Origin of the sequence: Corynebacterium sp. Marseille-P4611, from assembly GCF_916618765.1 — a bacterium.
Taxonomy (GTDB): Bacteria; Actinomycetota; Actinomycetes; order Mycobacteriales; family Mycobacteriaceae; genus Corynebacterium; species Corynebacterium marquesiae.
The window spans coordinates 587,497-610,079 of record NZ_CAKAKD010000001.1 but is presented as its reverse complement, the minus strand read 5'-3'; the positions used below and the strand labels follow the sequence as shown (position 1 = coordinate 610,079).

Sequence of the window (22,583 nt, the reverse complement as noted above, 5' to 3'; positions counted from 1 at the left end):
ACACCTTATCTTGCTGCTTTGACCTAGAGTGGCAGGCATGAAAGATCTTTATCAACTAGTCAATGGACCCTGGTTGGAAAGCCACGTCATTCCCGATGATCGCGGCGTGGATGGCACCTTCCACGCGCTGCGCGATGAGGCGGAGGAACTCGTGCACGAGATCGTGGAAAAGGACACCGGCCGCCCGGGCAAGCTCTATGCCTCCTTTATGGATACCGAGGGAGTCAACGCGGCCGGCATGGCTCCATTGGACGCGGATCTGGACCGCCTAAGCGCGGCCGACCCAGAGGAACTGGCACAGCGCCTGGGTGAACTTGAGCGCACCGGAGTTGGCTCCCCGGTGACCTTCTGGGTATCCAAGGACTCAGGTTCCGAGGACGCCATTGCTTATGTCATTCAATCCGGCCTGGGTCTGCCGGATGAGGCTTATTACCGCGAGGAAGCCCACGCGGAAACGCTGAACGCTTATGAAAAGCACGTGGCCGAAATGCTGGAGTTCCTCGACCCAGCCCGCCTCTTTGGCCTGGGCGCCGAGGTAGCAGCCCACCGCATCGTCAACTTGGAAAAGGAGCTGGCCGCTGGCCATTGGGACGTGGTCTCCACCCGCGATGCGGTCAAGACCTATAACCCGTGCGAGTTTAGCGAGCTGCCCACCATGACCCGCGCTTTGCTCTCCGGCGGCAACCTGCCAGAGCACCGCGTGGTCAATATGATGCCGTCTTATCTCGAGCACTTCGAGAGCCTCTTTACCTCCGAGCGCATGGCCGATTGGCAGCTGTGGGCCACCTGGCACATCCTGCGCTCCCGCGCGGCTATGCTGCCCGAGGAAGTAGGCGCGAAGAACTTCGAGTTCTATGGCACCAAGCTCTCCGGTGCCACCGAGCAGCGCGACCGCTGGAAGCGCGCCGTGGGCTTGGCCGAATCCCTAGTGGGCGAAGAGATTGGCCAAGTATTTGTGGAAAAGTACTTCCCGGCCTCCTCCAAGCGTGAGATGGATGAGCTGGTGGACTACCTCATCGCCGCCTACCGCGAGCGCATCTCTCAGCTGGAGTGGATGACGCCGGCCACCCGCGAGCGCGCGCTGGAAAAGCTCTCCCAGTTCAAGGCCAAGATTGGCTTCCCGGATTCCTGGCGTGATTACTCTGGCCTCGAGGTCTCCGCTAAGGGTGGGGACCTGCTGGCTAATGCCCGCGCCGGCTCCGCTTTCTCCCATGACTTTGAGCTGGCCAAGATTGGCAAGCCAGCTGACCGTAATGAGTGGGTGACCACCCCGCAGACGGTCAACGCCTTTTATAACCCGGTGGTCAATGACATCACCTTCCCGGCAGCAATCCTGCGCCCGCCGTTCTATAACCCAGAGGCCGATGCCGCAGAAAACTTCGGCGCCATCGGTGCCGTCATCGGCCACGAGATTGGCCATGGCTTTGATGATCAGGGCTCGCAGTTTGATGGCCAGGGCAACCTGAATTCCTGGTGGTCCGATGAGGACCGCGCCGCCTTTGAAAAGCTCACCGCCAAGCTGGTGGAGCAATTCAACGGCCAAGTGCCGACGGTGCTCAAGGAAGCCGGCATCGAATCCACCGGTGTAAATGGCAGCTTCACCCTGGGTGAAAATATCGGTGACCTAGGCGGTTTGGGTATCGCTGTGGTGGCTTTCAAGGAATACTGCGCTGATAAGGGCATTGACCTGCAGGGCAAGGAGGAGAAGTTCGAAGTAGATGGAGCCGAGCCAGAGCTGGCCGAGCACACCTACAACGGACTACAACGTTTCTTCCTCGCCTGGGCCCGCGTTTGGCGCACCGCCATCCGTCCGGAGATGGCCACCCAGTACCTCGCCATTGACCCGCACTCGCCGGCGGAGTTCCGCTGCAACCTCATTGCGGCTAACATTGCGGAGTTCTACGAGGCCTTTGAGATTGCCGAGGATTCTGCCATGTATATTGCGCCGGAGGATCGCGTCACCATTTGGTAGCCCTTTCCGCCGGTAGGCGGTGCGCGTAGGCTCGGTGGCATGACTAACGCAGACGCTAACCAGGACCCGCACCGCCCGCTGGAGCCCGGCCAGGAGTGGCACATCGGCGGTCAGGACCGTCAGATGGAGGAGAAGGAACAGCTCGAGCAGCTCGTTGCCTATATCGATGCCCACTATGACACCCCGGATTTCCGCCCGCCGTGGGCCGGGGGCGGATCCCCTGAGGCGGACCAATATTGCGCGCTCTTGCCGGATCGCATTACCCATGCGGCAATGATGGTGCTCGGTACTGCGGTAGACCATGCGCTACCGGGCACTGCGTACACGGAGGGTATTAGCGTAGAAGAGTCTGAGGTGGGCGCCATCTTCCAGCCCTCAAAGCCAACCGGCCGGTGGGCGGTCTCGCTCCATTCGGGCGGCTGGTGGCGTGGCGATGGTCAAGCGCTGGAGATGCAGTGGCGCCCCGAGGTAGCCGCCGCCGCGCAGCTATCCGGCACCACCATCATTGACGTGGATTATCCGCTCGCTCCCGAGCACACCGTGGCAGAGATGGTCAGTGCAGTGCAGCAGGCCATCGACTATGCCCGCGCGCAGGGCGCTTCCAGCGTTACTACCTGGGGGTATTCTTCCGGCGGGGCGCTGGCGGCGCTCGTGCCTGCCGACGCCCTCCTGCTCACCTTCCCCGATTTCGGCGCCCTTGCACATCTGCCGGAGGAGCTGCGCGCCGGATATGACATCCCGGCGGACCTATCTGAGCTAAGTCCGCACACCTTCGTGCAAACCGCAACCGAGGATGAGATTGCCGCGCGTGTTTACGTGCCCGGTGCTGCGGCGCGCGATTATGTTTCCACCCACCGCGTGTCCACCCCGGCTGTGGCGCGGCAGCGCGTGCGAGATGCGGCCGCGTTCCTGGCAGGCGAGCTAGAAAAATAACAGGTTCCTGGCGGTTCCATGCTAAAAGGGAACTAGTTTCAATAGGAGCGCGACTAGTTCCGCATGACCATATCCACTCATGGCGCGCTATCGCGCCTGCATAAATTCGCCGGCGTCATCATTGCGCCCTTTCTCATAGTCGCAGCATTAAGCGGCTTTCTCTATGCCTTGGCACCCACCTTTGAACCGTGGATTTACCACGATGAGGTAACTGCCACCGCGCAAGGCAGCCCGCGCAGCCTCGATGAACAGATTGCCGCCGCCCAGCGCGAGCACCCAAATGGGCATGTGGTTCAGGTCGAGCCTTCCGAGGATCCGCAAGAAACCACTCGCGTGCTTTTCGGCGACCCCACCGCCCCCAACTCCAGCTATACCCACGCCGTCTTTGTAGACCCGGTGGACCTACACATCACTGGCGAACTACAACAATATGGCGGCTCGCGGGCGCTACCTTTCCGCACGTGGGCCTCTAATGGTCACCGCACTTTGTGGCTAGGTGAGCCGGGCCGCCTCTATGCCGAACTTGCGGCCTCGTGGCTCGGCGCGCTGAGCATCCTCGGTTTGTACCTATGGCTCAAGCGTAAGCAAAGGAATAAGAAGCAGCCCTTCAAGGTGCCGGCGCTGCACGCCCGCGTGGGTGCCTGGTTGCTGCCGGGCTTCCTCTTCTTGACCGTTACTGGCCTGACATGGTCGCTGGTGGCGGGCACAAGTATTGGCAAGGTGCGAGAGGAACTCAATTGGAAGGAACCGTCCGTGGCGACCTCTGTTGCAGACGCGGGCGCTAGCACTGCGGCGAGGGAGCATTCCGGCCACGCTGGTCACAAGGGCCATGCGGGTCATGCGGGAGACGAGAGTGCTGCGAAACTTGCCGGGGCCCAAACCGCATTATCGGCAGCTCGTAGCCAAGGTTTAACCGGGGTTCTGGAAATGACCCCACCGGAAAAGCTAGATGATGCGTGGGGTGTGCGCGAGGGTCGTGCAGCCTTCAAGCTGCGCAGCGATGCCGTAGCAGTGACCCCGAACGGGGAGGTCATCGACCGCATCAATTCTGCTGACTGGCCGCTTGCCGCACAGCTAACCTCGTGGCTCATCCAGCTGCACATGGGTACTCTTTTTGGCATCTATAGCCAGGTTGCATTGGCGGTACTCGCTCTGGGCTTGCTCGTGGTGAGCATTGCAGGCCTGTGGATGTGGTGGATAAAACCGCGCCGCAGCCTGCCCGAGCTAAAAATTACCCCCGCCGTGCTGGCGGGGGTGGTGGCCTACTCGATCATCGCGCCTCTCTTTGGTGCTTCGCTGTTGCTCTTTTTCCTAGGCGATTGGATTGTGCGGTGCCTGCGCGCCCCGAAGCGAGGTCGGGGCGCGGCCGCAAGTGAGACTACTCTTCGCCCTCGGGGCGAATTTTCATCTCGGAGTCTTTCCACAGTCCGGAACGGGTAACGTCCTCATAATCGATCTCGGCGGGGACTGGGGCATTGCCCTGTGAATCGGTACGCAGCTCGTACTTTTCAATGGCACCCCAATCGCGGGCCCAGTCATTATTGAGGTAGCTCGGGATCTCATAGGAGTAGTTGACCGCCTCCGCGGTGGACATGGCGCCACCGCCGGAGAAGGACTGGAAATCCGTCAGGGAGGTCTGTGCTGAGGAATCCGGCAAGATGCGGTATTCCGGAATTTCCGTGACGCCGGCGAAGTGGTCAAAGGTGCGCTGGCACGGGAACTGCAGGGCTACGGCCCAGTCCAGCAGCGCCGGGGTGTCCTTGGAGAACTGGTTATTGATGGTATCCAGCTCTGGGACGCGCGGCGGAGTAAAGGCCAGCCAGTCATCCTCATCGGTGGAGTCATCCGTTGCTACCAGGCGCACCACGTTGGCATCCTTTGGCAACTTATCCAGCGGCAGGCGCAGGTTGCGCCACTTTGGCGTGGCACCAACGGCGGCGAGTTCTTCCTCGCCGGTATTGGTGACCTTTCCGGAGTCATCGATGGTGCCGTACTCGAGGCTAAGCTCCATGCCTTCCTGCTCCACCCCGTTGACATCGTGGTGGTAGATATTGCCGGCTGCAGATACGGCGAGAACCGGGGTATTGTCCTTGGCCTCTGGCAGGTTGTACCACTTGGTGGTTACCTCAGAGGTGGAGTCTTGGTCTTCGTTATAGGAACCGAGCACCGGCACCTTGGTGTAATCCAGGTTGAACGGCAGGTGCATGGTGGATCCATTGACGCCCTGGGTGCCGCGCACGCCGCCCTCAGAGGTATTGGTGGTTTCCTTGGACTTCTTGTCCTTCTTTTCCTTCTTATCCTTCGACTCCTGGGAGTCGGAAGACTCGCTCGCGCCGCCGGATTCAGCATCCGCGCCCGAGGTAGCGGTCTCCGCGCTATCGGAGGAGGAATCGCTGGAGCCATCCGCGATGGCACCCACGGAGGCGGAATTCTGGTTTTCCGGCTCGATGGATTCGGGGATGAAGTTTGGATCGAAGCCCTTGTGGGTCTCGTCCTGGTCCACCAGGGAATCGCCCAAGTCGCCTTCGACCGGGGTCAGGAAGGAGTCATTGGTATTGGTCTCCACCATGGTCTGATCCGCCAGCGCGCAGGTATTGCCGCGCAGGGAAGCCAAGTTGCCCTTGCCCACGGAGTAGGAATCCGCCTGGGAGACGGTGGCCTTGGCAAAGGAAGCACAAGAAAGGGCAACCACGATGGCGCAGGCAAGGGCGATAGGCGCGGACATGATTCCGGCCGAACGCGAGACCTTGGCGGCGGCATTCTTCTCAAATTCCGCCAGGGTTCCGGCTTCTTCCGCCTGGGACTTGCGGTAGCTATGGCGCAGGGACTGCACCACGCCGATGGCGAAGATAATGAGGGCGATGGCGAGGAGCACCTTATTGGCCTCGATGGCCTTGAATTGCACCGTGCGATCCCACCACGGAATGCCAAAGGAGGATACGTACCACCAAGCGTTCCAGCCGGCGAAGGATATAGCCAGCAAGAAGACCACCGCGGCGATGGCGAAGGTGCGAGCGCGCGGCGAGCGCAGCGCGAACTGGGAGAGCACCACGGCACCGAGGGCGGCGATGACACCGGCCACGCCGGCGTAGATGCCAAAGTGGTGGGTCCACTTGGTGGGGGTGAACATGAGGAAGAACATGGACAGCGCCACGATGATGAGCAGGCGCTGGGTCGGGCCGACGGCAGCACCAACGACGCGACGGTCCTTGATAAAGGCCGCCACGATAAGAACCAGGCAAAAGAGCATGGTGAAGACCGCGAAGCGGCGGGTGAGCGAGCCGTCCACCGATTCCTGGAAGAGGGTGGAGTAGCGCGCGTACTCGGCGTACCACGGTAGGGAGGGGCCGACCTCGGAGCGCACGCGGGTGGACTCCAGCACGGTAGACAGCGTCTGGTCACCAAAGGCGGCGACCATGATGGCGGTGCCAGCGCTCAGGAACGGCGCAATGAGCGAAAGCCAGCCGAGGGCGCCACCGCCCATGGACGGCACGCGCTCAGCCATGGCACGGAAGAGGTGCGGCAGGCTAACCAGGAAGACGCCCACGGCAAAAAGGCCGGTCGGCCCAGCGGCCAATGTGATGGTTGCGGCAATGGTGCCCACGGCCGCCGGAAGCAGGCGGCGGGTGGCAATGGCGCGCTCGAAGGAAGCCCAGGTAAACATCACGCCGAGCGCCACGATGGGCTCTGGGCGGGTGCCGTTGTTATACGGCAGCCAGAAGGCCAGGAACATCAGTGCTGCGGTCCAGTGGGCGACCCGGCGGCCGTCGACAAGCTGGCCAAAGCGCGGCAGCATCTCGCGGGAAAGGATAAACCAGATGATGAGCCCGGAAATCAGGCCCGGCAGGCGCACGAAGACCGAGGCGGTAGAAATCTGGGAGAGTACGGCAACTAGGTCGTAATAGGGGGAGCCAAAGGGCGCCTCCGGCACGCCGTACCAGCGGTAGTAGTTGGCCATGTAGGTCGCGTGATCGAAGACGCGGCTCATGGAGAAGATGAAGCCATCATCCGAGGTATTGGCGCCGAGGATGTACCAGAATCCCAAAATTGCGGCCACCACGCCATCGAGCGGGCGCACCTTCTTCCACGTCTCAGGCATGAAACCGAAGCGGCGTCCATCGAGGCGGTCGATGCGCCATAGGCAGAACAGGGACACGGCCACCATGGCGATGCCCAGCCACATGGCAATGGTCTTGAGCAACGTCGGGGACGAGGTAAAGCGGGAGTTGATATCGACGTGGACATTGAGGCCGTCGTCAAGCAGGGCTTGCACGTCAGCCTTATCGTCGATTTCGGTATAAACGCCGGTGACCTGCGGGCGCAGATCCTCCTCGGTGGTCTTTTCATGCTCGCCCACGCTCACGGAGGTGCCATCGCCCGTAGCGGAAATTTCAATCCTGGCGTCCTTGGGGAGCTTGGCTACCTCTTGGGCGTTGAGGGTAAGCAGCACCTCATCCAAGGACACAACGGACAGGCCCTCGTCATTCGCGCGGACGAAAAGGCCGCGGTTGGAGGCCTTCTTGGATTCCGGCGGGACGGTGCCGTAAACCATGGATTGGCCCTCGCGCAGTTCATCGACTGCGGAGATGGGGATGGTGGCCTTCAGGTCCTCTGGGGCGACGGAAATGAGCGGCGCGTTGATGGACTGCACGGAATCATGCTGCGGCCAATCATAAGAGGATTGGGTTTGGGTCACCGGCAGTAGCGGGGTCGCTACAAAACACAGGAAACCAATCAGCCCGGCAATGATTGCGGTCCACCGCAGGCCCGCGGGGGCGGCGGTGAAGCGGGAGCCGGCAGCGGCAGGTCGCGCTTGGGTGGTATTCGTAGTGAGGCTATCTGACACGGCGATTAGTTTACGTCAGATAACCCCTTCGGCCCGCGGGCACACCCTGCCGCAGGCGGGAAGTGTGGGTGAACTTACTTGGTGCGAACGGCTGTTACAAAGGGGCCGGTTTGCTGTAGCTTCCAGCCCTTGTCAAAGACATCGGCGTTGAAGAAGACCGCGCGGTAGCGAATATTCGGCTGGTTGGGATAGATATCTTCTGCCAGGTGGAACTTGAAACCATCGTCCTTATTTTCCAGGTCGCCGCGGAACATCATGACATCCGGACCGCGCCAGGGAGCAGAATCCAAAGCCTTGCGGAACTCCTCCGGCTGCATATCCCAGGAATCATTGGCCCAAGTTTCAATCTGCTCGTTGCGGGTGCTGAACTCGCCCAAGGGATTGGCGTAGTGGCTGGTAAAGGCGTTAAAGCCCCAGTAGGGGTAATAAGACATGAAGGTCTTTTCATCCGTGAGCACCACCGTCTCATCCGGTGTATAGCCCTGGTCTTGAATGAAGTTGTGGATATCTAGGTAGTAGTGGGCGGAATCGCTGGTGAAGCGGTCCGCGCGTTCGCCGTAGCCATCGGTATCGCTATAGGCGTGATCGATGGCGTCCTCGTTAGCCTCTGGGATCTGCTGCGCATAGAAGACGCCGGCCAAGGCCAAGATGATGCCAAAGACCGCGGTGATCTGCTTATTGGTGGTGTGGGAGAAACGCGCCGGGTAGAGGCGGTGCACGCCGAGTAGACGAATCTCTGCCAAGGCCAGGACGCCGGCGGTGGCAAAGAGGAGCACCACGATGACCTCGAGGCGGAAGCTGAGCAGCGTGGTGCCGGCCAGGGTTGCCACCATAGACGCCACGGTCCACAGGTAGGTGCCAAGGAGGGAGATGCCCAGCGCGCGTACCTCCACGTCATTGAGGCGGATGACGATGTAAATGAGCCCCATGAGGCAGAGGAAACCCACAATGCTCAAGGACAAGAAAGGCACTGGAATTTGCGTGCCTTCCTCCGGCAGGTAGTGCTGCGCGGTGGTTTGCAGCGGCACCGGTGAGTGCATGACTGACCATACGTAGGGTCCCCAGGCGATGAGCGCGATGGCAATGGAGCCTACCGCCATGATCGCTAGGCGCAGGATGGGGCGCCACGTATGCTCATAGAGCGCGGTAAACAGCGCGATGAGGCTGACTACGGTAAGTGCGGCCGCAGCGGTGAAAAGGGTATAGAACGTAGCGGAAATGCCCAGGTAGAGCGTCACTCCCAGGGTGGCCAGCCAGGAGCCGCGGAAGGCCCGGGCGCTAAGTACTGCAACGGCGGGCAGGCCCATGGCAATGACCGCGGAATAGGGTTCCTCGGCCGCAATGGTGAGCGTAATCGCGGTGGTCACCAGGGCGATGGCGGTGGCGACCGGCAGGGAACTGGTCAGGCGCGGCCAGATGGGCACCAAAATACATCCGGCCACGGCAATGGAGATGAGCGCCCAGGGCTGGTAGACCTCCCAGCCCGGAATTCCCATGAGCGCACCCAAGCGGCCACCCAACCAGAACCAGCCAATCGGATAGAAGGACGGCATGTCCTGGTAGTTCATGTCCGCGTAGCCCATCTCATCCACCGAACGGGTGAGGAACTGGGTGCGGAAGGCCTGGTCCACCTGCACGCCATCGAGCCACAAGCGGGAGGCGGACAGCGGCAGGCCCACGGCGGCCAGGGTCAACAGGGCCGGGGAGAGGTAGGTGATCCCGTAGGTCAGCCAGGCCCGCCAGCGCGGTCGGGTAAAGGAATCCTTGTAGTGGTCATAGAGCCACCACACGCACAGCCCGCCGGCCAGGGCCAGCGTGAGCACCACCCCCACCGTGGTCAACGCGCGGGTGACCATGGAGGTATTAAAGGACGGCAGCGAGACCGTCTTGAAGGCAAACCAGCCCAGCAGCGTTACCACGCCACCGGCTAGGGCGGCCAGCACAATACCCAGCAAGGTCGCGCGAGGGGTCAGCGCATCGGCGCGGTAGGCCTCGGTGCGGTTATCCTCGCTTACGGGCGTTGACTGGGCGGGTACAGCGGTGCTTGTCATGCCCATTAGTTTCGCATACCCAAGCCCCACAGCCCAGATTTGGCGCGGGCAGGACAGCACTTGCTTGGCGGCATCCCCCTGATACACCACCGCCCCCGTCACCTCCCTCGCCGCCGGCGTGCGGCGAGGGAGGTGACGGGGGCGGGGCGGCTACGCCTACGCGGAAAGCCGCGGCGTTTAGAACGGCAGCTTGCGGAAGATGGCCTGCGGGATGAACTTGAATGCCAAAGACACGTACTCAAAAAGTGGGTGTACGAAGATGGACTGCTTGCCCTCGAGCACGGCCTTGACGGTGGCCTCGGCAACGTCGGAAACGTTGACGGTCAGTGGGGCGTCGCCAGCCTCGGCGGACATCTTGGTGCGCACCTGGCCTGGGCGTACAACCAGCACGTTGGCTCCGGTGCCGCGCAGGGCCTCGCCCAAGTTGATGTAGAAGCCGTCCACGCCGGCCTTGGAGGCGCCGTAGACAAAGTTGGAACGGCGCACGCGCATGCCTGCCACGGAGGACATAGCGATGATGGTGCCGTGGCCCTGGTGCTTGAACTTCTCGCCCAAGAGCACGCCTACGGACACCGGTGCGGTGTAGTTGGTCTGTGCGGAGGCGACAGCCTTGTCGTGGTTTTGCCACAGTTCTTCCTGGTCACCCAGGGTGCCGAAGGCAACGATGGCTACGTCGACGTCGCCGCTTTCCCAGGCCTTATTAATAACGTCTGGGTGGGAGTCGAAGTCGGTGGCGTCGAAGTCCAAGACCTCGACGTCAGCGCCGCGGGATTCCAGGTCAGCCTTGGCCTGGGCGATGCGCGGGGACTCCGGGCGGGCGGCCAGGGTGACCTTGGCCGGGCCGCGCTGCAGGAACTCGGAGACGACGCCGAGGCCGATCTCAGAGGTGCCGCCCAGAAGCAGGATGTGTTGTGCTTGGCCTACTGCATTAAGCATGGTCAGTAAATCTCCTTAAAGGTGTTATTTCCAGTGATTAGTGCAGCTCGAGGCGGCGGGACATATCGGAGGCAAAGACGCCGGTCGGGTCGATCTCGTTGCGGGTCTTCAGCCAGCCTTCCATGCCCGGGTACATCTTGTGGAAGTTTTCGGCGGAGGTGCGGGATTCCTTGGCCAGGTAGAGGCGGCCGCCGAATTCCATCACGCGGCGGTCCAGGTCATCCAGGAACTTGCCCAGGCCCGGACGGATGGGGAAGTCCACGCAGACGTTCCAGCCCGGCATCGGGTAGGACAGCGGCGCGCGGTTGCCTTCACCGAAGAGCTTGAACACGTTGAGGGCGGAGTAGTGGCCGGAGCGCTGCATATCGCGGATGATCTCCTTGAACGGCTCCACAGCCTCGGTCGGTACCACGAACTGGTACTGCAGGAAGCCCTTGGAACCGTATCCGCGGTTCCACTCGCCAATGAGATCCAGCGGCTGGTAGAACTGCGTCAGGTTCTTGACCTGGTTCTTCGCCGGTGCACCCATGGTGTAGTACGCCAAGCCCACGGCGGAGAGGGAGAGCTTATTCATGGTCCAGGACGGGAAGATATCCGGCACCGTCATCAGCTGCGGCGCATTGAACTTCAGTGGGTCCTTGGCCAGCTTCGGGGCTAGCTCTTCCAGCTGCGCCAGGGTGGCCAGCGAACCGCGGGAAATGGTGGAGCGGCCCAGCTTTGGTTCTGGTGAGATGACATCGAACCAGGCGGAAGAATAGGTGTAGTTGTGCTCGGAGCCATCGGAGTGGAAGGCGATGGTTTCATCCAAGTTATCGGTGCGGTCCGTATCCGCGATGAAGTAGGCGGTTTCCGTCTTGGTCATGCGGATGGTGGCGCGCAGAATGATGCCGGTCAGGCCCATGCCGCCAACGGTGGCCCAGAAGAGGTCGCCGCTCGGGTCATCCTCGGAGCCTTCCGGGGTCAGGTGCAGCACGCGGCCATCGGCCACGAGCAGCTCCATGGAGACCACGTGGTCACCAAAGGAGCCGGCGGAGTGGTGGTTCTTACCGTGAATATCTGGGCCGATTGCGCCACCGATGGTGACCTGGCGGGTACCCGGCAGAACCGGAACCCACAGACCATAAGGCAGGGCAGCCTTCATCAGCTGGTCTAGGGTGACACCACCATCGACGTCCACCAGAGCGGACTCTGGGTCGATGGAGTGGATCCTATTGAGCTTTTGCATGTCGATGACCAAGCCGCCGCCGTTTTGGGCGGGGTCACCGTAGGAGCGGCCCATACCGCGGGCGATGACGCCGCGGCGCAGGTGGGCGGGCTTATCCGAGTTATCTTCTGCAACCTGAGCCACGGCCTTTTTGATCACGTCCACGTCTTCGGTGGAGAGCACGTGGGCGGTCGTCGGGGCGGTGCGGCCCCAGCCGTGCAGGGACTTTTCAGTAGTATGTAATTCCATCTCTTACTCTTTGCTCGACGGATGTATGTCGGTTCTCTAGCCTACCTAGCTCACACAAGGGCAGGCGGAGTGACGCGAGTGATATTCAGAACAAAACGGACGCTTGTACTGCCCGAATGCGCCCGTTTATAGATCCATAAGCGCGCGGATCTCCTCCGGCAGTTCCTCTTGGGATTCAATAATCGGGCCGTCATACTCCCGCAAAAGTTCATAGACGCGAGCCCGTGAGGAGGAATCCAGCATGGGCAATTCCTCTGCCATCAGGCGAGTCATGAAAGGACTCAACGGCACATCGGTATGTTCCGTGGCCTCGAAGTGGCCGTTGCGCTTATCGTCCTCCGCACGCACATCCTGTGCCGCCTGCTGCGCCGGCGTCATATGCTCTGTCTTTTCCGAGTACATGCGCATTAGCTTACCGCCGCTTAAAGTAGTCGCTATGACCAACAACCGTGAGACGCACGATCAGCGCCAAGACAACTACGCCCTCGATGACACTCTGGCTGGCCGTATCACCCAGGCCGCCGCCGTAGGCATTGCGACCTCCTATCCGGATTGGATCACGTCCAAGGGCGGCTTGATCACCGCGTATACCTTGTCTTTCTTTGGCTTTGGCGCCCTGGTGGCCTATACCAATGCGCACGCTGAGCAGGACGGTGATGAGCCGCGCTCGCCGCAGGATAGTGCCGATCAAGGCCTCAAGCCCTGGGCTATTTTTGCCGCAGTGGTGCTGCTGCTCATCCTGGGCGGCTGGATGAACGTTGCCCTTTCGCGCCGGATGGTGAAGTTCCTGCGCAAGCGCGGTGCCAAGCGGCCGTGGACCCTCTTGGGCGCCATTGGGGCGGCGCTGACGTTCCTCATTAGTGAGCTGGAAGCTCGGGATATTGCAAAACTAGCTTCCTAAAACTTGCGTATGGTGGGGCTCATGAATGCAGGGGTCACCGATATCGCACAGGCGCGGGCCAAACGCGCCGATGGCGTGGTATCCCTTAAACGCGAGCCCCTCACCATCATTTGCCAAGCCGCGAATATTCGCGCCGATGGCGAGGTGCACCGCCAGATTGGTTTTAGCGATGCCCTGACCTTTACCGAGCTACACCGCGTTCTGCGTATCTGCTTTGGCCTGCCGGAGGAGGAATCTCCCTGGCACTTTTATGAACACACCGAAGCCCGTGGCCCGCGCATCGATCCCGAGCGCCAGGTCTCCGAATTCCTGTGGCGCGAAGGCGATCAAGTCGACTTCGCCTGGGGACTGTGGGACTTCGAGCTGGTAGTAGCCGAGATTTATCCCCGCGATAATGGCACCCCAGAGGCGCTGTGCGTGGGCGGCTCCGGATCACTCTTTCAGCCCTTTGAGCTGACCAGCGTGAACCGTGAATTGACCGGACAGGAAGTTACCGATGAGGTCTTTTCCGCGGTATCGTCCCCCGTGCGCGATTTAATTGAGCGCACCAAACTCTATGACTTCGTCCCGCTGCTGCAAGCGATGGACCTAGGCAGGGAAACCGACCTATCACCGCATGCTTCCCGCGTGCTCGCCAGCTTGCCACGCGAGGTGACCCATGAAGGCAAAGACGCCTTTTGGTCCATGGCGCTTGCCCTTTCCTGTATGGGCGGCGCGGAGCTGACCGATTCCGTCGTGGAGACCACCATGGATGCGCTCGGCTGGGTCAATGACGATGGCACGGCACTCTCCGGGGCCGACGTGCGGCAGCTTTGCGCGGCGTCGTTACAGCAATTGGCCGAGATCGGCGCTTATGGCACCGAATCCGCCGCGCCGGTGGATCGGTTGGACATGTACCGAGCGCTCTTGCGCGGGTAGGCTACTCACTCGTGACTAATTCCGCTGACGACGCCGTAGAAGTAAAGCCCTCATCCACCTCGCTGCACACCCAGCTGGTGCGTTTTATTTCCGTGGGCGTATTTACCGCCGCCATTGACTATGGTCTCACGCTTTTATTGACCTATCTGGGGCTGCACCGTTCCGCCGCCAAGGCCATCGGTTGGGTTTTTGGCACCATCGCCGCCTACTTGGCCAATGCGCGGTGGACCTTTGGGGCCAAGGTGTCTGGCCGCACAGCCGCGACCGTGGGCATTTTGTACGCCTCTACCTTTGCGGTCCAAAACTTCCTGTACTGGGTACTCAATGAGCCGCTTATGGCTCTCGGCTTTGAGGGCGCGGTAAAAGACACCATCGCCTTCGTCATCGCCCAAGGCGTGGCCACGGTGACCAACTTTGCCATTCAAAGGGCCTTTATCTTTAAGGAAAAATAGATGGCAGCAGCCTCCTCACGGACGTGGTGCGGCGCGGCTCAGCGGGCTTCGCGCTCGACCAGCCTGCGCGCGCAAAGCGCCAAGTTCGCTGTGACGGGGGCGCTTGCCGCGCTTATCGACGTCTCCTTAACCTGGCTCCTGCAGATCGGCTTCGGTCTGCTTAGCGCCGACCCCGCCCGTGCGGTGGGCTTTATTATCGGTAGCTGGGCGGCCTATCTACTCAATCGCCGCTGGACCTTCCAGGCCGAAGCCACCGCGGTGCGCTTCGCCGGTGTCCTTGCCACCTACGGCGTGACCTTCGTGGTCAATATGGTGGCCTATAAGTTCCTTTTTGAGCTTTTCGCCGTCCACTGGGAGTGGAACTCGACCCTTTCCCTCGTGGTGGCCTTTGCTATCTCGCAGGGCACCGCGACCGTGGTGAACTTTGCGGCGCAACGCTGGATTATTTTTAGGAAGGCGGGGGTCAGGGTCGTCGCCAAGCAGGATCCGTCCTAGCCCTGGTTAGGGCGGCGGAAATCTTCTTGGCGCCCGCGGTTGTGGAGCTTGAGCCATTCGATAAAGCCGGCTGGGTCGTGGCGCTGGACCAAGAAGAACCAGCCAAAGCGGGCAAATTCCTGCGGCAGTAGCTTGCGCATACCACGCTGCCACAGCAGGTAACCGCGATTGCGGTAGGTGAAAAAGCGCTTGAACTCACCTTCTGGGTACTGGGTATGCATCTTGCCGCCCAGGATGGGTTTGAACTCATCCGATCCGTCCGGATGTAGGTAGCTGGTGGTCAGCGCCGTGCCGAAGGAGAGTCCGGAGTTGGCCAGCCGGCGGTGATATTCCACCTCATCGCCGCGGATAAATAGCCGGTAGTCCGGCACGCCAATGATCTCCATGGCCGCGGCGGAAATCAGCGCACCGTTAAAAAGCGAGGCGATGCCGGGCAGGAAATCGCCTTCCAGTTCGTCCATTCGGCGGCGCCATACCAGCCCCTGGCGCAGGGGGAAGGCGAGGCGGCCGGGATCGTCAATATTGCATACCGCCGGGGATACCTCATGCAGGCGGTTGACTTCGGCCACTCGATACAGCTCCGCTAGTACCGCGTGATCGGCGGGGCGGCCATCATCATCAGCGCACCACACGGCATCGACGCCCAAGGAAAGGGCGGTGAGAAAGCCCAGTGCAAAGCCGCCAGCGCCGCCCAGGTTGGTTTCCGAAGGTACGTAGACGCCCCGGTCACCCGCCATGGATTCGACGAGTTCGCGCACCGCATCTTCCGCGCCATTATCCACCACGACTACCCACTGCACAGGGTGGGTTTGGTGGACTACCTGTTCAAGCGAGGCTCGCAATAGTTCGGCGCGCTGATGGGTAACAATGACGGCGGCGGTGGAACCGGTGGAAGTCAGGGTGGCAGTCATGGGCTCCATCTTGCCACCGGGCTGGCGCGGGTTAGCGCAGAAACACTCCGCGCAGCGGAAGCGAGATGCGAAAAAGAGCGCTGCTAATTGTCGCTCGTATCCTCATTTTCAAAACGCTCGCGCAGGTCGCGTACATACTCGCCCACCTCAGGGCCTTCGTATTCACCGACGACCTCGGAAACCTCACCCACCGAGCGGATCTCGCCATGGTCGATCCACAGCGCGGTATTACACAGCTGCGCCAAAAAGTCATTGGAGTGGGAGGCAAAGACCAGGATACCGGAGCGCTTCACCAGCTCTTGCAGGCGCACACGGGCCTTGGCCATGAAAGCGGCGTCCACGGCGCCGATGCCCTCATCCAACAGCAGGATTTCCGGCTCAATGGATGTCACCACGCCGAGCGCCAAGCGCACGCGCATACCGGTGGAATAGGTGCGCAGCGGCATGGAGAGATAATCGCCGAGTTCAGAAAACTCCGCAATCTCATCCATCTTTTTCTTCATCTGCTTGATGGACTGGCCCAAAAAGAGGCCACGGATAATGATGTTATCGTAGCCAGAGACCTCTGGGTCCATGCCCACGCCCAAATCAAAGACGGGGGCCACGCGGCCGCGCACATCGGCAGAACCACGGGTGGGCTCGTAAATGCCAGACAAAAGGCGCAGCAGGGTGGACTTGCCGGCGCCGTTATGGCCCACCAAACCCACGCGGTCGCCCTCGCGCAGGTGCAGGTTAATATCCTTTAGCGCCTCCACCACGACGGTGTTCTGGGCATTTTTGCCAATGGCGCCGCCGGCCGAAGAAAGCATGGCCTTCTTTAGCGAGCGGGATTTGGCATCAAAGATGGGAAAGTCCACGCACGCGTTATACGTATCAATCGAGACCATCAGTCTGTATCCTTTCGAGGAATCTCAGGAAGTGCAGGGCGTGGGCTTAAACCCAGTAACTGACGCGGAAGCGCCACTTGCGCATGACCAAGCCGGCGATGAGCAGGCCGAGAACGGTGCAGCCGATGACGATCCACCAGTGGTAGGCGGCCACCGGCTCGCCGATCATGGGCGCACGGACGATTTCCAGGTAGTGGTAGAGCGGGTTGATTTCCGCGATGCGGGCGCGGCCGGCCACCGCACCGCCCTGGTCCTTCAAGGTATTGGTCATCCACACAATGGGGGTGACGTAGAACAGCAGCTGGGTCAGTGCTTCTAGCAGCGGAGCGACGTCACGGAAGCGGGTAGCGATGATGCCAAAGAACATCGTGACCCATACGCCGTTGACCAACAGCAATGCCAAACCAGGGATAAACAGGAAGAACTCCCAGCCTAGGCTGCGCGGGAAGATAAGGATAAGCAGCAACCAGATGATGAGGTTATGGCCCAAAAACAGTGTCTGGCGCCACACTAAGCGGTAAACGTGCACCGACAGTGGGGCGGGGAGCTGTTTAATCAAGCCCTCGTTGTCAATGAAGACGGTGGAGCCTTCCTTGATGCAACCCGAGATGAAGGTCCACATAATAAGGCCCACGGTGACGTGGGGGAGGAACTCCGCGACGGGAATCTGGAAGAGCATGGAATACAACAGGCCCAAGGCAAGGGCCATCACGCCGGTGGCGATGGTGATCCAAAACGGGCCCAGGACAGAGCGGCGGTAGCGCTGCTTAATATCTTGAATGCCCAGTTTGAACCACAGCTCGCGCTGCTGTGCACCCTGCACCAGGTCCGCGAAGGCGGCCTTGAGGGTCTCGGACTGGGACGCTGGGGTGGCCTCGCTGTCTGGCTGGGAGGTCATGCGGGCGATATCAGCGCGCAGTTGATTGTTATCTTGCACGCTCAACACCCTAGCGTGCGGGCTGGGCAAACGGGAACTACACGCCGCCAGCCTGCGAAAACAGCGATATACAGCGAAAATCCAGATTTGGGAAACTTGGGGCAAACGCGTATACAGTAGGGAACCGACCGCCACTGTGTGGCGATGCCTAGTGCGATAAAGAAGGGGACCGTAATGCCAGCAGGAGCTTCGGCACACTACGACGTATTCAGTGTGCGCGGTTTATACACCGGGCTATCTGATGGTTGGACCTACCTCAACGCGCACGCGGTGCCCCAAATTTCTGAGCGCGTCGCCTCCGGCGTGGCGCGCTCCTTCCGGATGTCCACTGCGGTGGCCACCCAGGAGGGTCCAGGCGGTGCCCACTCTGCCACGCCCGCGCCGGGCCGTTTGGAAGGCGATGGCAATTACACCGCCGCACGCATGGCTGTAGCGGATCTGACCGGGTCCAAGGCAGACCGCGTGGTGCTTGGCCCGTCCTTGTCCGTGTTGTACCAGTCCTTGGCGCACGCGGCCCGTCCGCTGTTGGGCAGCAATTCCTCGGTGGTGCTCTCCAAGCTGGATCCGCCGTCTTTGTACTCGGCATTTTCTGAGGTCAAGGCAGAGACCCGCTGGGCCCAGCCAGACTTGGGCACGGGTGAGCTGCCAGGTTTCCAATTTGCAGAGCTTGTCGACGGCTCCACGCGCCTCGTCGCTTTTTCCGCCGCGCACGAACTTTTGGGCACGGTCTCCCCGGCCGCCGAGATCATTGACACCGTCCATGAGCGCTCCCGTGCCTGGACGCTTCTCGACGTCTCTGCGATCGCCCCCTATCGCCCCATCAACTTTGATGATTTCGGCGCCGATATCTTGGGCCTCGACCTGGGATTGCTGGGCGGACCGCAGCTAGCGGCTTTGGTCTTCCGCGATACCCGCATGTTCCGCCGCCTCGATGCCCTCGATCCGGTGCATACCGGCAAGGGCGCCCGCAAGCTGGAAACACCCATTTCCTCTGGCCTGGCCGGCGGTGTCGGCCCGCTCGTGGACCACCTTGCTGCCCTGGCCGGTGGGGAGAGCGGCTCGCGCCGCAAGCGCTTGCGTACCTCCATGGATGCGCTCAGCGCCTATTTGGAGGAGTTGCGCGCGGACCTGTATTCCTTCTTGAGCACCCTGCCCGCCGTGCATATTCTTGGCGTGACCGGGGAAGCGGCCGCCGGCGCATCCGACGATCGCCTGCCGCGCCTCACCTTCGCGGTAAAGGGTGTTCCGGCCGAGACGGTTTATAAGCGCCTCTTTGATAACGGCCTTGTTACCACGCTTGCCCCGCAGACTCCGTTGCTCACGGAGATGGGCGTGGAAGAAATTGGCGGTGCCGTTACCGTTGCGCTCGGCCCCTTCAACACCTATCACGACGTCGAGCATCTCATCCGCGTTGTAGCCTCACTGGCTTAAACGGTAAGCACCAAGGTGCCGGTGACCTCGCCACTGTCTAGGGCAGTGTGGGCTTGGGCGGCGTCGGCAAGCGGGTAAGTGGCGTGCAGTGCGTGTTTTACGCGGCCGTCCTCCAACATGGGCCACACGTTTTCTACCGTGCCCGCCACGATCTGTGCCTTATCCTCCAGATCGCGGGCGCGCAGCGTAGTGCCCTGGATGGTCAGGCGCTTGGGAAGCATGGCGCCCAAGTTGATTTCCGCCTTGGTGCCGCCCTGCATGCCAATGATGATGAGCTTGCCGTCCTTAGCTAGGCACTTCATATTCTTTTCCAGATATTTCGCGCCGATGATGTCCAAAATGACATCGCAGCTTCCCTTCAACTCTTCTAGGAAGTCGTGCTCCTTATAGTTGATGAGAATATCGGCGCCCAGCTCGCGGCAACGCTCCAACTTCTCCTGTGACCCGGCCGTCACCGCTACCTCTGCGCCGAGCGCCTTGGCTACCTGAATGGCAAAAGTACCAATGCCGCCGCCCCCGCCATGGATGAGGACGCGCTGGCCCTCGTGAAGGCCTGCCTCAATGCCCAGGTTGGACCACACGGTGCATCCGACCTCAACCACCGCTGCAGTTTCCTCGACGCTCAACCCCTTGGGCACGGGAAGCAGCTGGCCCTGCGGAACCGCAACGTATTCGGCGTAGCCACCACCCGCGAGCAGGCAGCCCACCTCGGTGCCTACCTCCCAGTTCGTATCCCCGGCATCGGCGATGGTGCCTGCTGCTTCTAAGCCCAAGATTTTCGACGCCCCCGGTGGTGGCGGATAGGCACCCATCGTCTGCAGGATATCGCCCCGGTTAACGCCGGCTGCCTGCACCTTGACGAGCACTTCGCCGGGGCGCAGCTGCGGGACATCGACTTCGCGGAGCTCTAAGGACCGGCGTTCCTGGGAATTGGTCTGCACAATTGCCTTCATTTTTGTTGTAGTCATAGGGCCCAATCTAACGAAACTAGTGTGGTCTATGCCACGAAGGCTCCAGTATCGTCTTATTAGTTCCAGCGTTGAAGGTGGCGGTTTGGGAAACCGGCCTAACTTTTTAGTACACTGACCAAGTTGCTTCGTGGGCGAGAAGTTCGCTTTCCATATGCAACGTGGAGACGTGGCAGAGCGGCCGAATGCACCGGTCTTGAAAACCGGCGAGGTAATACCTCCGCGGGTTCAAATCCCGCCGTCTCCGCAAGGTCATGAGTCGCGACATGTTTGACAGATGAGTCACGACATCGTTGACAAACCGGCATCTCAGTCGCTTTTTGTTCTGGGGTGCCGGATTCTTCTATCGAGCGAGCAGTGCAAGGGGTCACCGTTCCAAGCAGCAGTACCAAGGCGCCGTAAAGAACACTTGAGTCTTGCGGTCGGAGTCATTTCCCTCGTGCACTTTAGAAGGCGCCATAGGTTCTAAGTGGCCGCACTCTGTATCGACGCCATTGGGCTGCGGCCTTGGTGACATATAGCTTTGACGATGGTCATAGTACGGTTAGGACTGTTCATAGTGTCAAACATGTCGCGACTCACCAGTCAAGCTTCACCCAACACGGTTAGGTAGCCCTAAGCGTCAAATATGTCGCGGCTGATCTGTCAAGCGTCACGACGATTCCCTCAGGCACCGACTGTCAAATATGTCATGAACTCAGTCACCGCTGTCTCCGCAATATTTGAAGTCGTGTGGGATCGTTCCTTTCGGTGTCGCGCGACTTCATTCGCTTTCGAAGTTTCATTCTGATGACTTTATTCTGCGCGTTTTGTAAATTTGGCGCCAAAATAGGGGATAGCGCGCCGTTTGCATTGTGTTCTACTACGGTAAAAGGAGAACAGAGCTGGAATCGTGGAAACTAACGAGCTTATGATTTTCCTGCTTACTTAGAGTGAAACGTCCTGGGTTTAGTTCCGCTTCTTTTACGACCCTGTGTTGATGGGTCGGGTGCGATAGTACTTGGTTTTACTTCTTGTGGGGTGGATGAATTGGGGTGCTTTTCTACATTTACGCAGTTCTAATCACTTTTTTATGAGGGGTCTATAGTGCTCAGTCGTGTAAATTTCAGAGAGTTGAATGATGTGTCAACGGTTGCGTATTTCGAGGGGGGAATTATTGGAGGGTGATGCTCCTATGTTGTGTCAAGCTGATTTGAGAAGTTCTTCATAAGCCAACCTCAACTCCGGCAAAGGGCGCTTGCCGGTTTCGATATCACTGATTCTCGCCGGGGCACACCCGAGTTTTTCAGCAACCTGGGCTTGCGATAACTGCCTCTCGATCCGTCGAGCTTTGAGTTCATCAACCTCTACCTGGCCCGTTGGAAGAACGGCCTGACCCAAGCACAACACCCGGTAGACCTCCCTGACAATGGCGCGTTTCAGACACCGTAAGATCTCCTTTTTCGACAATCCTTCCTTGGTGCGTTTGGCTACGTAGTCCCTGGTGCGTTGGTCATGATGCATCCGCACCAACGCGATCCGATGCAACGCAGAATTCGCCCGACGATCACCACCCCGGTTGAGACGGTGCCGATGAGTCCGTCCAGAACTAGCCGGAATCGGTGCGGCCCCGCACAGATGAGCTAATGCTGCCTCGGAGTGAATCCGGCCTGGATTATCCCCCACACTGACAATCAGATCAGCAGCCACCACGGAACCACACCCAAATATCGAGGTCACATGCGGATTGATCATCTCAACCAGGATACTGATGTGTTTTTCCAGCTGCGTACCCTGTTTCTGTAAATCACGATAGGTGGTGGCTAATGTCTTCAACGCGAGGAGCACCCCATTTCTGGGGTCGGCCAGGTCAGCTGATGGTCGGCACCGGGACAAGGCCTCCACCATGACCAATGTGGACATCGCACTATAGCGGCGTCGAATCTCATCGGGTGCTGTGACCAGCAACGATTTGATCGTTGTCATCAGTTTCGCTGCTGTCATCACGAGCTGACGGCGGGTGATCTGCAACCCACGGAGGGATTCCACTGGCCCGGAAGTGTCTTTCGGGATGCTTAAGGCTTCCCCGGTGAGCACCTGGCGGGCGGCAGCGACAGCATCAACGGGGTCTGATTTGCCGTCCCGGCGTCGAAAGGCCCGGGTAGGGCGTAAGACTTCTACGACTGAGTATTTCTGGGTGCGAAGGTGGCGTGTCAGGCCTGCTCCATAGGAGCTGGTTCCTTCCACACCGACGGTGGTGACACCGTAGGTTGCCATGAACTCTGAAATCGCCACGTAGCCAGGGTTGGTGGCGGGGAAGGTGTCGGTGGCGATGTGCCGGCCGGTGTCCGAAATAACGGCAACAGTGTGGGTATCGGTGTGGGTGTCGATTCCGGCAACGGGGCCGGTGGGGCAGTCGAAAGTGGTAGACATTGGGGATCAGGTCCTGTCTGTGAGCAAACGTGCGGGTGACCCGCGATCCGGGGTTTCCGGGCAGACAAGACGCTGATGGG

18 protein-coding genes and 1 tRNA gene are annotated in these 22,583 nt (G+C 60.4%); 9 read left to right on the top strand and 10 right to left on the bottom strand.

The genetic code is table 11. The features are described 5' to 3' along the window. Positions 1–37 precede the first annotated feature (37 nt). The 3 genes from LG376_RS03055 to LG376_RS03045 all read left to right on the top strand — a co-directional run bounded on the left by LG376_RS03055 (position 38) and on the right by LG376_RS03045 (position 4,345). A complete protein-coding gene (locus LG376_RS03055) occupies positions 38–1,972 on the top strand; it encodes a M13 family metallopeptidase (RefSeq protein WP_225746126.1) in 1,935 nt (644 codons plus the stop codon). A 39-nt stretch (positions 1,973–2,011) separates the two neighbouring features. After that, entirely contained in the window at positions 2,012–2,905 is an 894-nt protein-coding gene (locus tag LG376_RS03050; protein WP_225746125.1) for an alpha/beta hydrolase, read from the top strand. A 63-nt stretch (positions 2,906–2,968) separates the two neighbouring features. Continuing rightward, positions 2,969–4,345, top strand: coding sequence for a PepSY domain-containing protein (locus tag LG376_RS03045; RefSeq protein WP_225746124.1), 1,377 nt, complete (start codon positions 2,969–2,971; stop codon positions 4,343–4,345). On the opposite strand, the gene LG376_RS03040 is transcribed toward LG376_RS03045, so the two are convergent. From LG376_RS03040 to LG376_RS03020, 5 genes are all read right to left on the bottom strand, one after another. Next, positions 4,284–7,751 carry an arabinosyltransferase domain-containing protein gene (locus LG376_RS03040; protein ID WP_225746123.1) on the bottom strand — a complete coding sequence of 1,156 codons (3,468 nt, stop codon included), beginning with the start codon at positions 7,749–7,751 and terminating at the stop codon, positions 4,284–4,286. The two genes, LG376_RS03045 and LG376_RS03040, sit on opposite strands and share 62 nt — an antisense overlap. Positions 7,752–7,825: 74 nt before the next feature. After that, positions 7,826–9,802: a galactan 5-O-arabinofuranosyltransferase gene (locus tag LG376_RS03035; protein ID WP_225746122.1), complete on the bottom strand. Its 1,977-nt coding sequence runs from the start codon at positions 9,800–9,802 to the stop codon at positions 7,826–7,828. Positions 9,803–9,979: 177 nt separating this feature from the next. After that, positions 9,980–10,738 (bottom strand): decaprenylphospho-beta-D-erythro-pentofuranosid-2-ulose 2-reductase, encoded by a 759-nt coding sequence (locus tag LG376_RS03030; RefSeq protein WP_049377072.1) that lies wholly within the window; start codon positions 10,736–10,738, stop codon positions 9,980–9,982. A gap of 37 nt (positions 10,739–10,775) precedes the next feature. Then, entirely contained in the window at positions 10,776–12,191 is a 1,416-nt protein-coding gene (locus tag LG376_RS03025; RefSeq protein ID WP_225746121.1) for an FAD-binding oxidoreductase, read from the bottom strand. A 126-nt stretch (positions 12,192–12,317) separates the two neighbouring features. Beyond that, entirely contained in the window at positions 12,318–12,593 is a 276-nt protein-coding gene (locus LG376_RS03020) for a hypothetical protein (RefSeq protein ID WP_049377094.1), read from the bottom strand. Between the two features lie 34 nt (positions 12,594–12,627). On the opposite strand from LG376_RS03020, the gene LG376_RS03015 reads away from it, so the two are divergent. Genes LG376_RS03015 through LG376_RS03000 form a run of 4 tightly spaced genes read left to right on the top strand, consistent with a single transcriptional unit; the run spans position 12,628 to position 14,957 of the window. Beyond that, positions 12,628–13,092: a hypothetical protein gene (locus LG376_RS03015; RefSeq protein WP_049377070.1), complete on the top strand. Its 465-nt coding sequence runs from the start codon at positions 12,628–12,630 to the stop codon at positions 13,090–13,092. A gap of 9 nt (positions 13,093–13,101) precedes the next feature. Then, positions 13,102–14,010 carry a hypothetical protein gene (locus LG376_RS03010; protein ID WP_080970351.1) on the top strand — a complete coding sequence of 303 codons (909 nt, stop codon included), beginning with the start codon at positions 13,102–13,104 and terminating at the stop codon, positions 14,008–14,010. Between the two features lie 11 nt (positions 14,011–14,021). Beyond that, positions 14,022–14,462 (top strand): GtrA family protein, encoded by a 441-nt coding sequence (locus tag LG376_RS03005; RefSeq protein ID WP_005323207.1) that lies wholly within the window; start codon positions 14,022–14,024, stop codon positions 14,460–14,462. Beyond that, positions 14,463–14,957, top strand: coding sequence for a GtrA family protein (locus LG376_RS03000; protein WP_225746120.1), 495 nt, complete (start codon positions 14,463–14,465; stop codon positions 14,955–14,957). On the opposite strand, the gene LG376_RS02995 is transcribed toward LG376_RS03000, so the two are convergent. From LG376_RS02995 to LG376_RS02985, 3 genes are all read right to left on the bottom strand, one after another. Then, positions 14,954–15,877, bottom strand: a complete 924-nt coding sequence (locus LG376_RS02995) for a glycosyltransferase family 2 protein (RefSeq protein ID WP_225746119.1) — start codon at positions 15,875–15,877, stop codon at positions 14,954–14,956. The genes LG376_RS03000 and LG376_RS02995 overlap by 4 nt on opposite strands. A 74-nt stretch (positions 15,878–15,951) precedes the next feature. Further along, on the bottom strand, positions 15,952–16,755 hold the full coding sequence (locus LG376_RS02990; RefSeq protein ID WP_049377066.1) for an ABC transporter ATP-binding protein: 804 nt from the start codon (positions 16,753–16,755) through the stop codon (positions 15,952–15,954). A 46-nt stretch (positions 16,756–16,801) separates the two neighbouring features. Further along, positions 16,802–17,653 (bottom strand): ABC transporter permease, encoded by an 852-nt coding sequence (locus tag LG376_RS02985; RefSeq protein WP_049377093.1) that lies wholly within the window; start codon positions 17,651–17,653, stop codon positions 16,802–16,804. 213 nt (positions 17,654–17,866) lie between these two features. On the opposite strand from LG376_RS02985, the gene LG376_RS02980 reads away from it, so the two are divergent. After that, a complete protein-coding gene (locus tag LG376_RS02980) occupies positions 17,867–19,123 on the top strand; it encodes an aminotransferase class V-fold PLP-dependent enzyme (RefSeq protein ID WP_225746118.1) in 1,257 nt (418 codons plus the stop codon). Here the strand turns inward: LG376_RS02980 and LG376_RS02975 are convergent. Further along, positions 19,120–20,076 (bottom strand): NAD(P)H-quinone oxidoreductase, encoded by a 957-nt coding sequence (locus LG376_RS02975; protein WP_225747352.1) that lies wholly within the window; start codon positions 20,074–20,076, stop codon positions 19,120–19,122. The two genes, LG376_RS02980 and LG376_RS02975, sit on opposite strands and share 4 nt — an antisense overlap. Positions 20,077–20,254: 178 nt before the next feature. Between LG376_RS02975 and LG376_RS02970 the strand changes: the two genes are divergently transcribed. Continuing rightward, positions 20,255–20,338 (top strand) — tRNA-Ser (locus LG376_RS02970). Between the two features lie 935 nt (positions 20,339–21,273). Here LG376_RS02970 and LG376_RS02965 read toward each other — a convergent pair. Beyond that, complete coding sequence (locus LG376_RS02965; RefSeq protein WP_225746117.1) at positions 21,274–22,503, bottom strand: IS110 family transposase; 1,230 nt, start codon at positions 22,501–22,503, stop codon at positions 21,274–21,276. Between the last annotated feature and the right edge of the window lie 80 nt (positions 22,504–22,583).

Excerpts from the sequence above, each read along its gene's own strand:
- LG376_RS03055 (WP_225746126.1), top strand. The coding sequence starts at position 38 with ATGAAAGATCTTTATCAACTAGTCAATGGACCCTGGTTGGAAAGCCAC.
- LG376_RS03050 (WP_225746125.1), top strand. The coding sequence starts at position 2,012 with ATGACTAACGCAGACGCTAACCAGGACCCGCACCGCCCGCTGGAGCCC.
- LG376_RS03045 (WP_225746124.1), top strand. The coding sequence starts at position 2,969 with ATGACCATATCCACTCATGGCGCGCTATCGCGCCTGCATAAATTCGCC.
- LG376_RS03035 (WP_225746122.1), bottom strand. The coding sequence starts at position 9,802 with ATGACAAGCACCGCTGTACCCGCCCAGTCAACGCCCGTAAGCGAGGAT.
- LG376_RS03030 (WP_049377072.1), bottom strand. The coding sequence starts at position 10,738 with ATGCTTAATGCAGTAGGCCAAGCACAACACATCCTGCTTCTGGGCGGC.
- LG376_RS03025 (WP_225746121.1), bottom strand. The coding sequence starts at position 12,191 with ATGGAATTACATACTACTGAAAAGTCCCTGCACGGCTGGGGCCGCACC.
- LG376_RS03020 (WP_049377094.1), bottom strand. The coding sequence starts at position 12,593 with ATGTACTCGGAAAAGACAGAGCATATGACGCCGGCGCAGCAGGCGGCA.
- LG376_RS03015 (WP_049377070.1), top strand. The coding sequence starts at position 12,628 with ATGACCAACAACCGTGAGACGCACGATCAGCGCCAAGACAACTACGCC.
- LG376_RS03010 (WP_080970351.1), top strand. The coding sequence starts at position 13,102 with ATGGTGGGGCTCATGAATGCAGGGGTCACCGATATCGCACAGGCGCGG.
- LG376_RS03000 (WP_225746120.1), top strand. The coding sequence starts at position 14,463 with ATGGCAGCAGCCTCCTCACGGACGTGGTGCGGCGCGGCTCAGCGGGCT.
- LG376_RS02995 (WP_225746119.1), bottom strand. The coding sequence starts at position 15,877 with ATGGAGCCCATGACTGCCACCCTGACTTCCACCGGTTCCACCGCCGCC.
- LG376_RS02990 (WP_049377066.1), bottom strand. The coding sequence starts at position 16,755 with ATGGTCTCGATTGATACGTATAACGCGTGCGTGGACTTTCCCATCTTT.
- LG376_RS02985 (WP_049377093.1), bottom strand. The coding sequence starts at position 17,653 with ATGACCTCCCAGCCAGACAGCGAGGCCACCCCAGCGTCCCAGTCCGAG.
- LG376_RS02980 (WP_225746118.1), top strand. The coding sequence starts at position 17,867 with ATGCCAGCAGGAGCTTCGGCACACTACGACGTATTCAGTGTGCGCGGT.
- LG376_RS02975 (WP_225747352.1), bottom strand. The coding sequence starts at position 20,076 with ATGAAGGCAATTGTGCAGACCAATTCCCAGGAACGCCGGTCCTTAGAG.
- LG376_RS02965 (WP_225746117.1), bottom strand. The coding sequence starts at position 22,503 with ATGTCTACCACTTTCGACTGCCCCACCGGCCCCGTTGCCGGAATCGAC.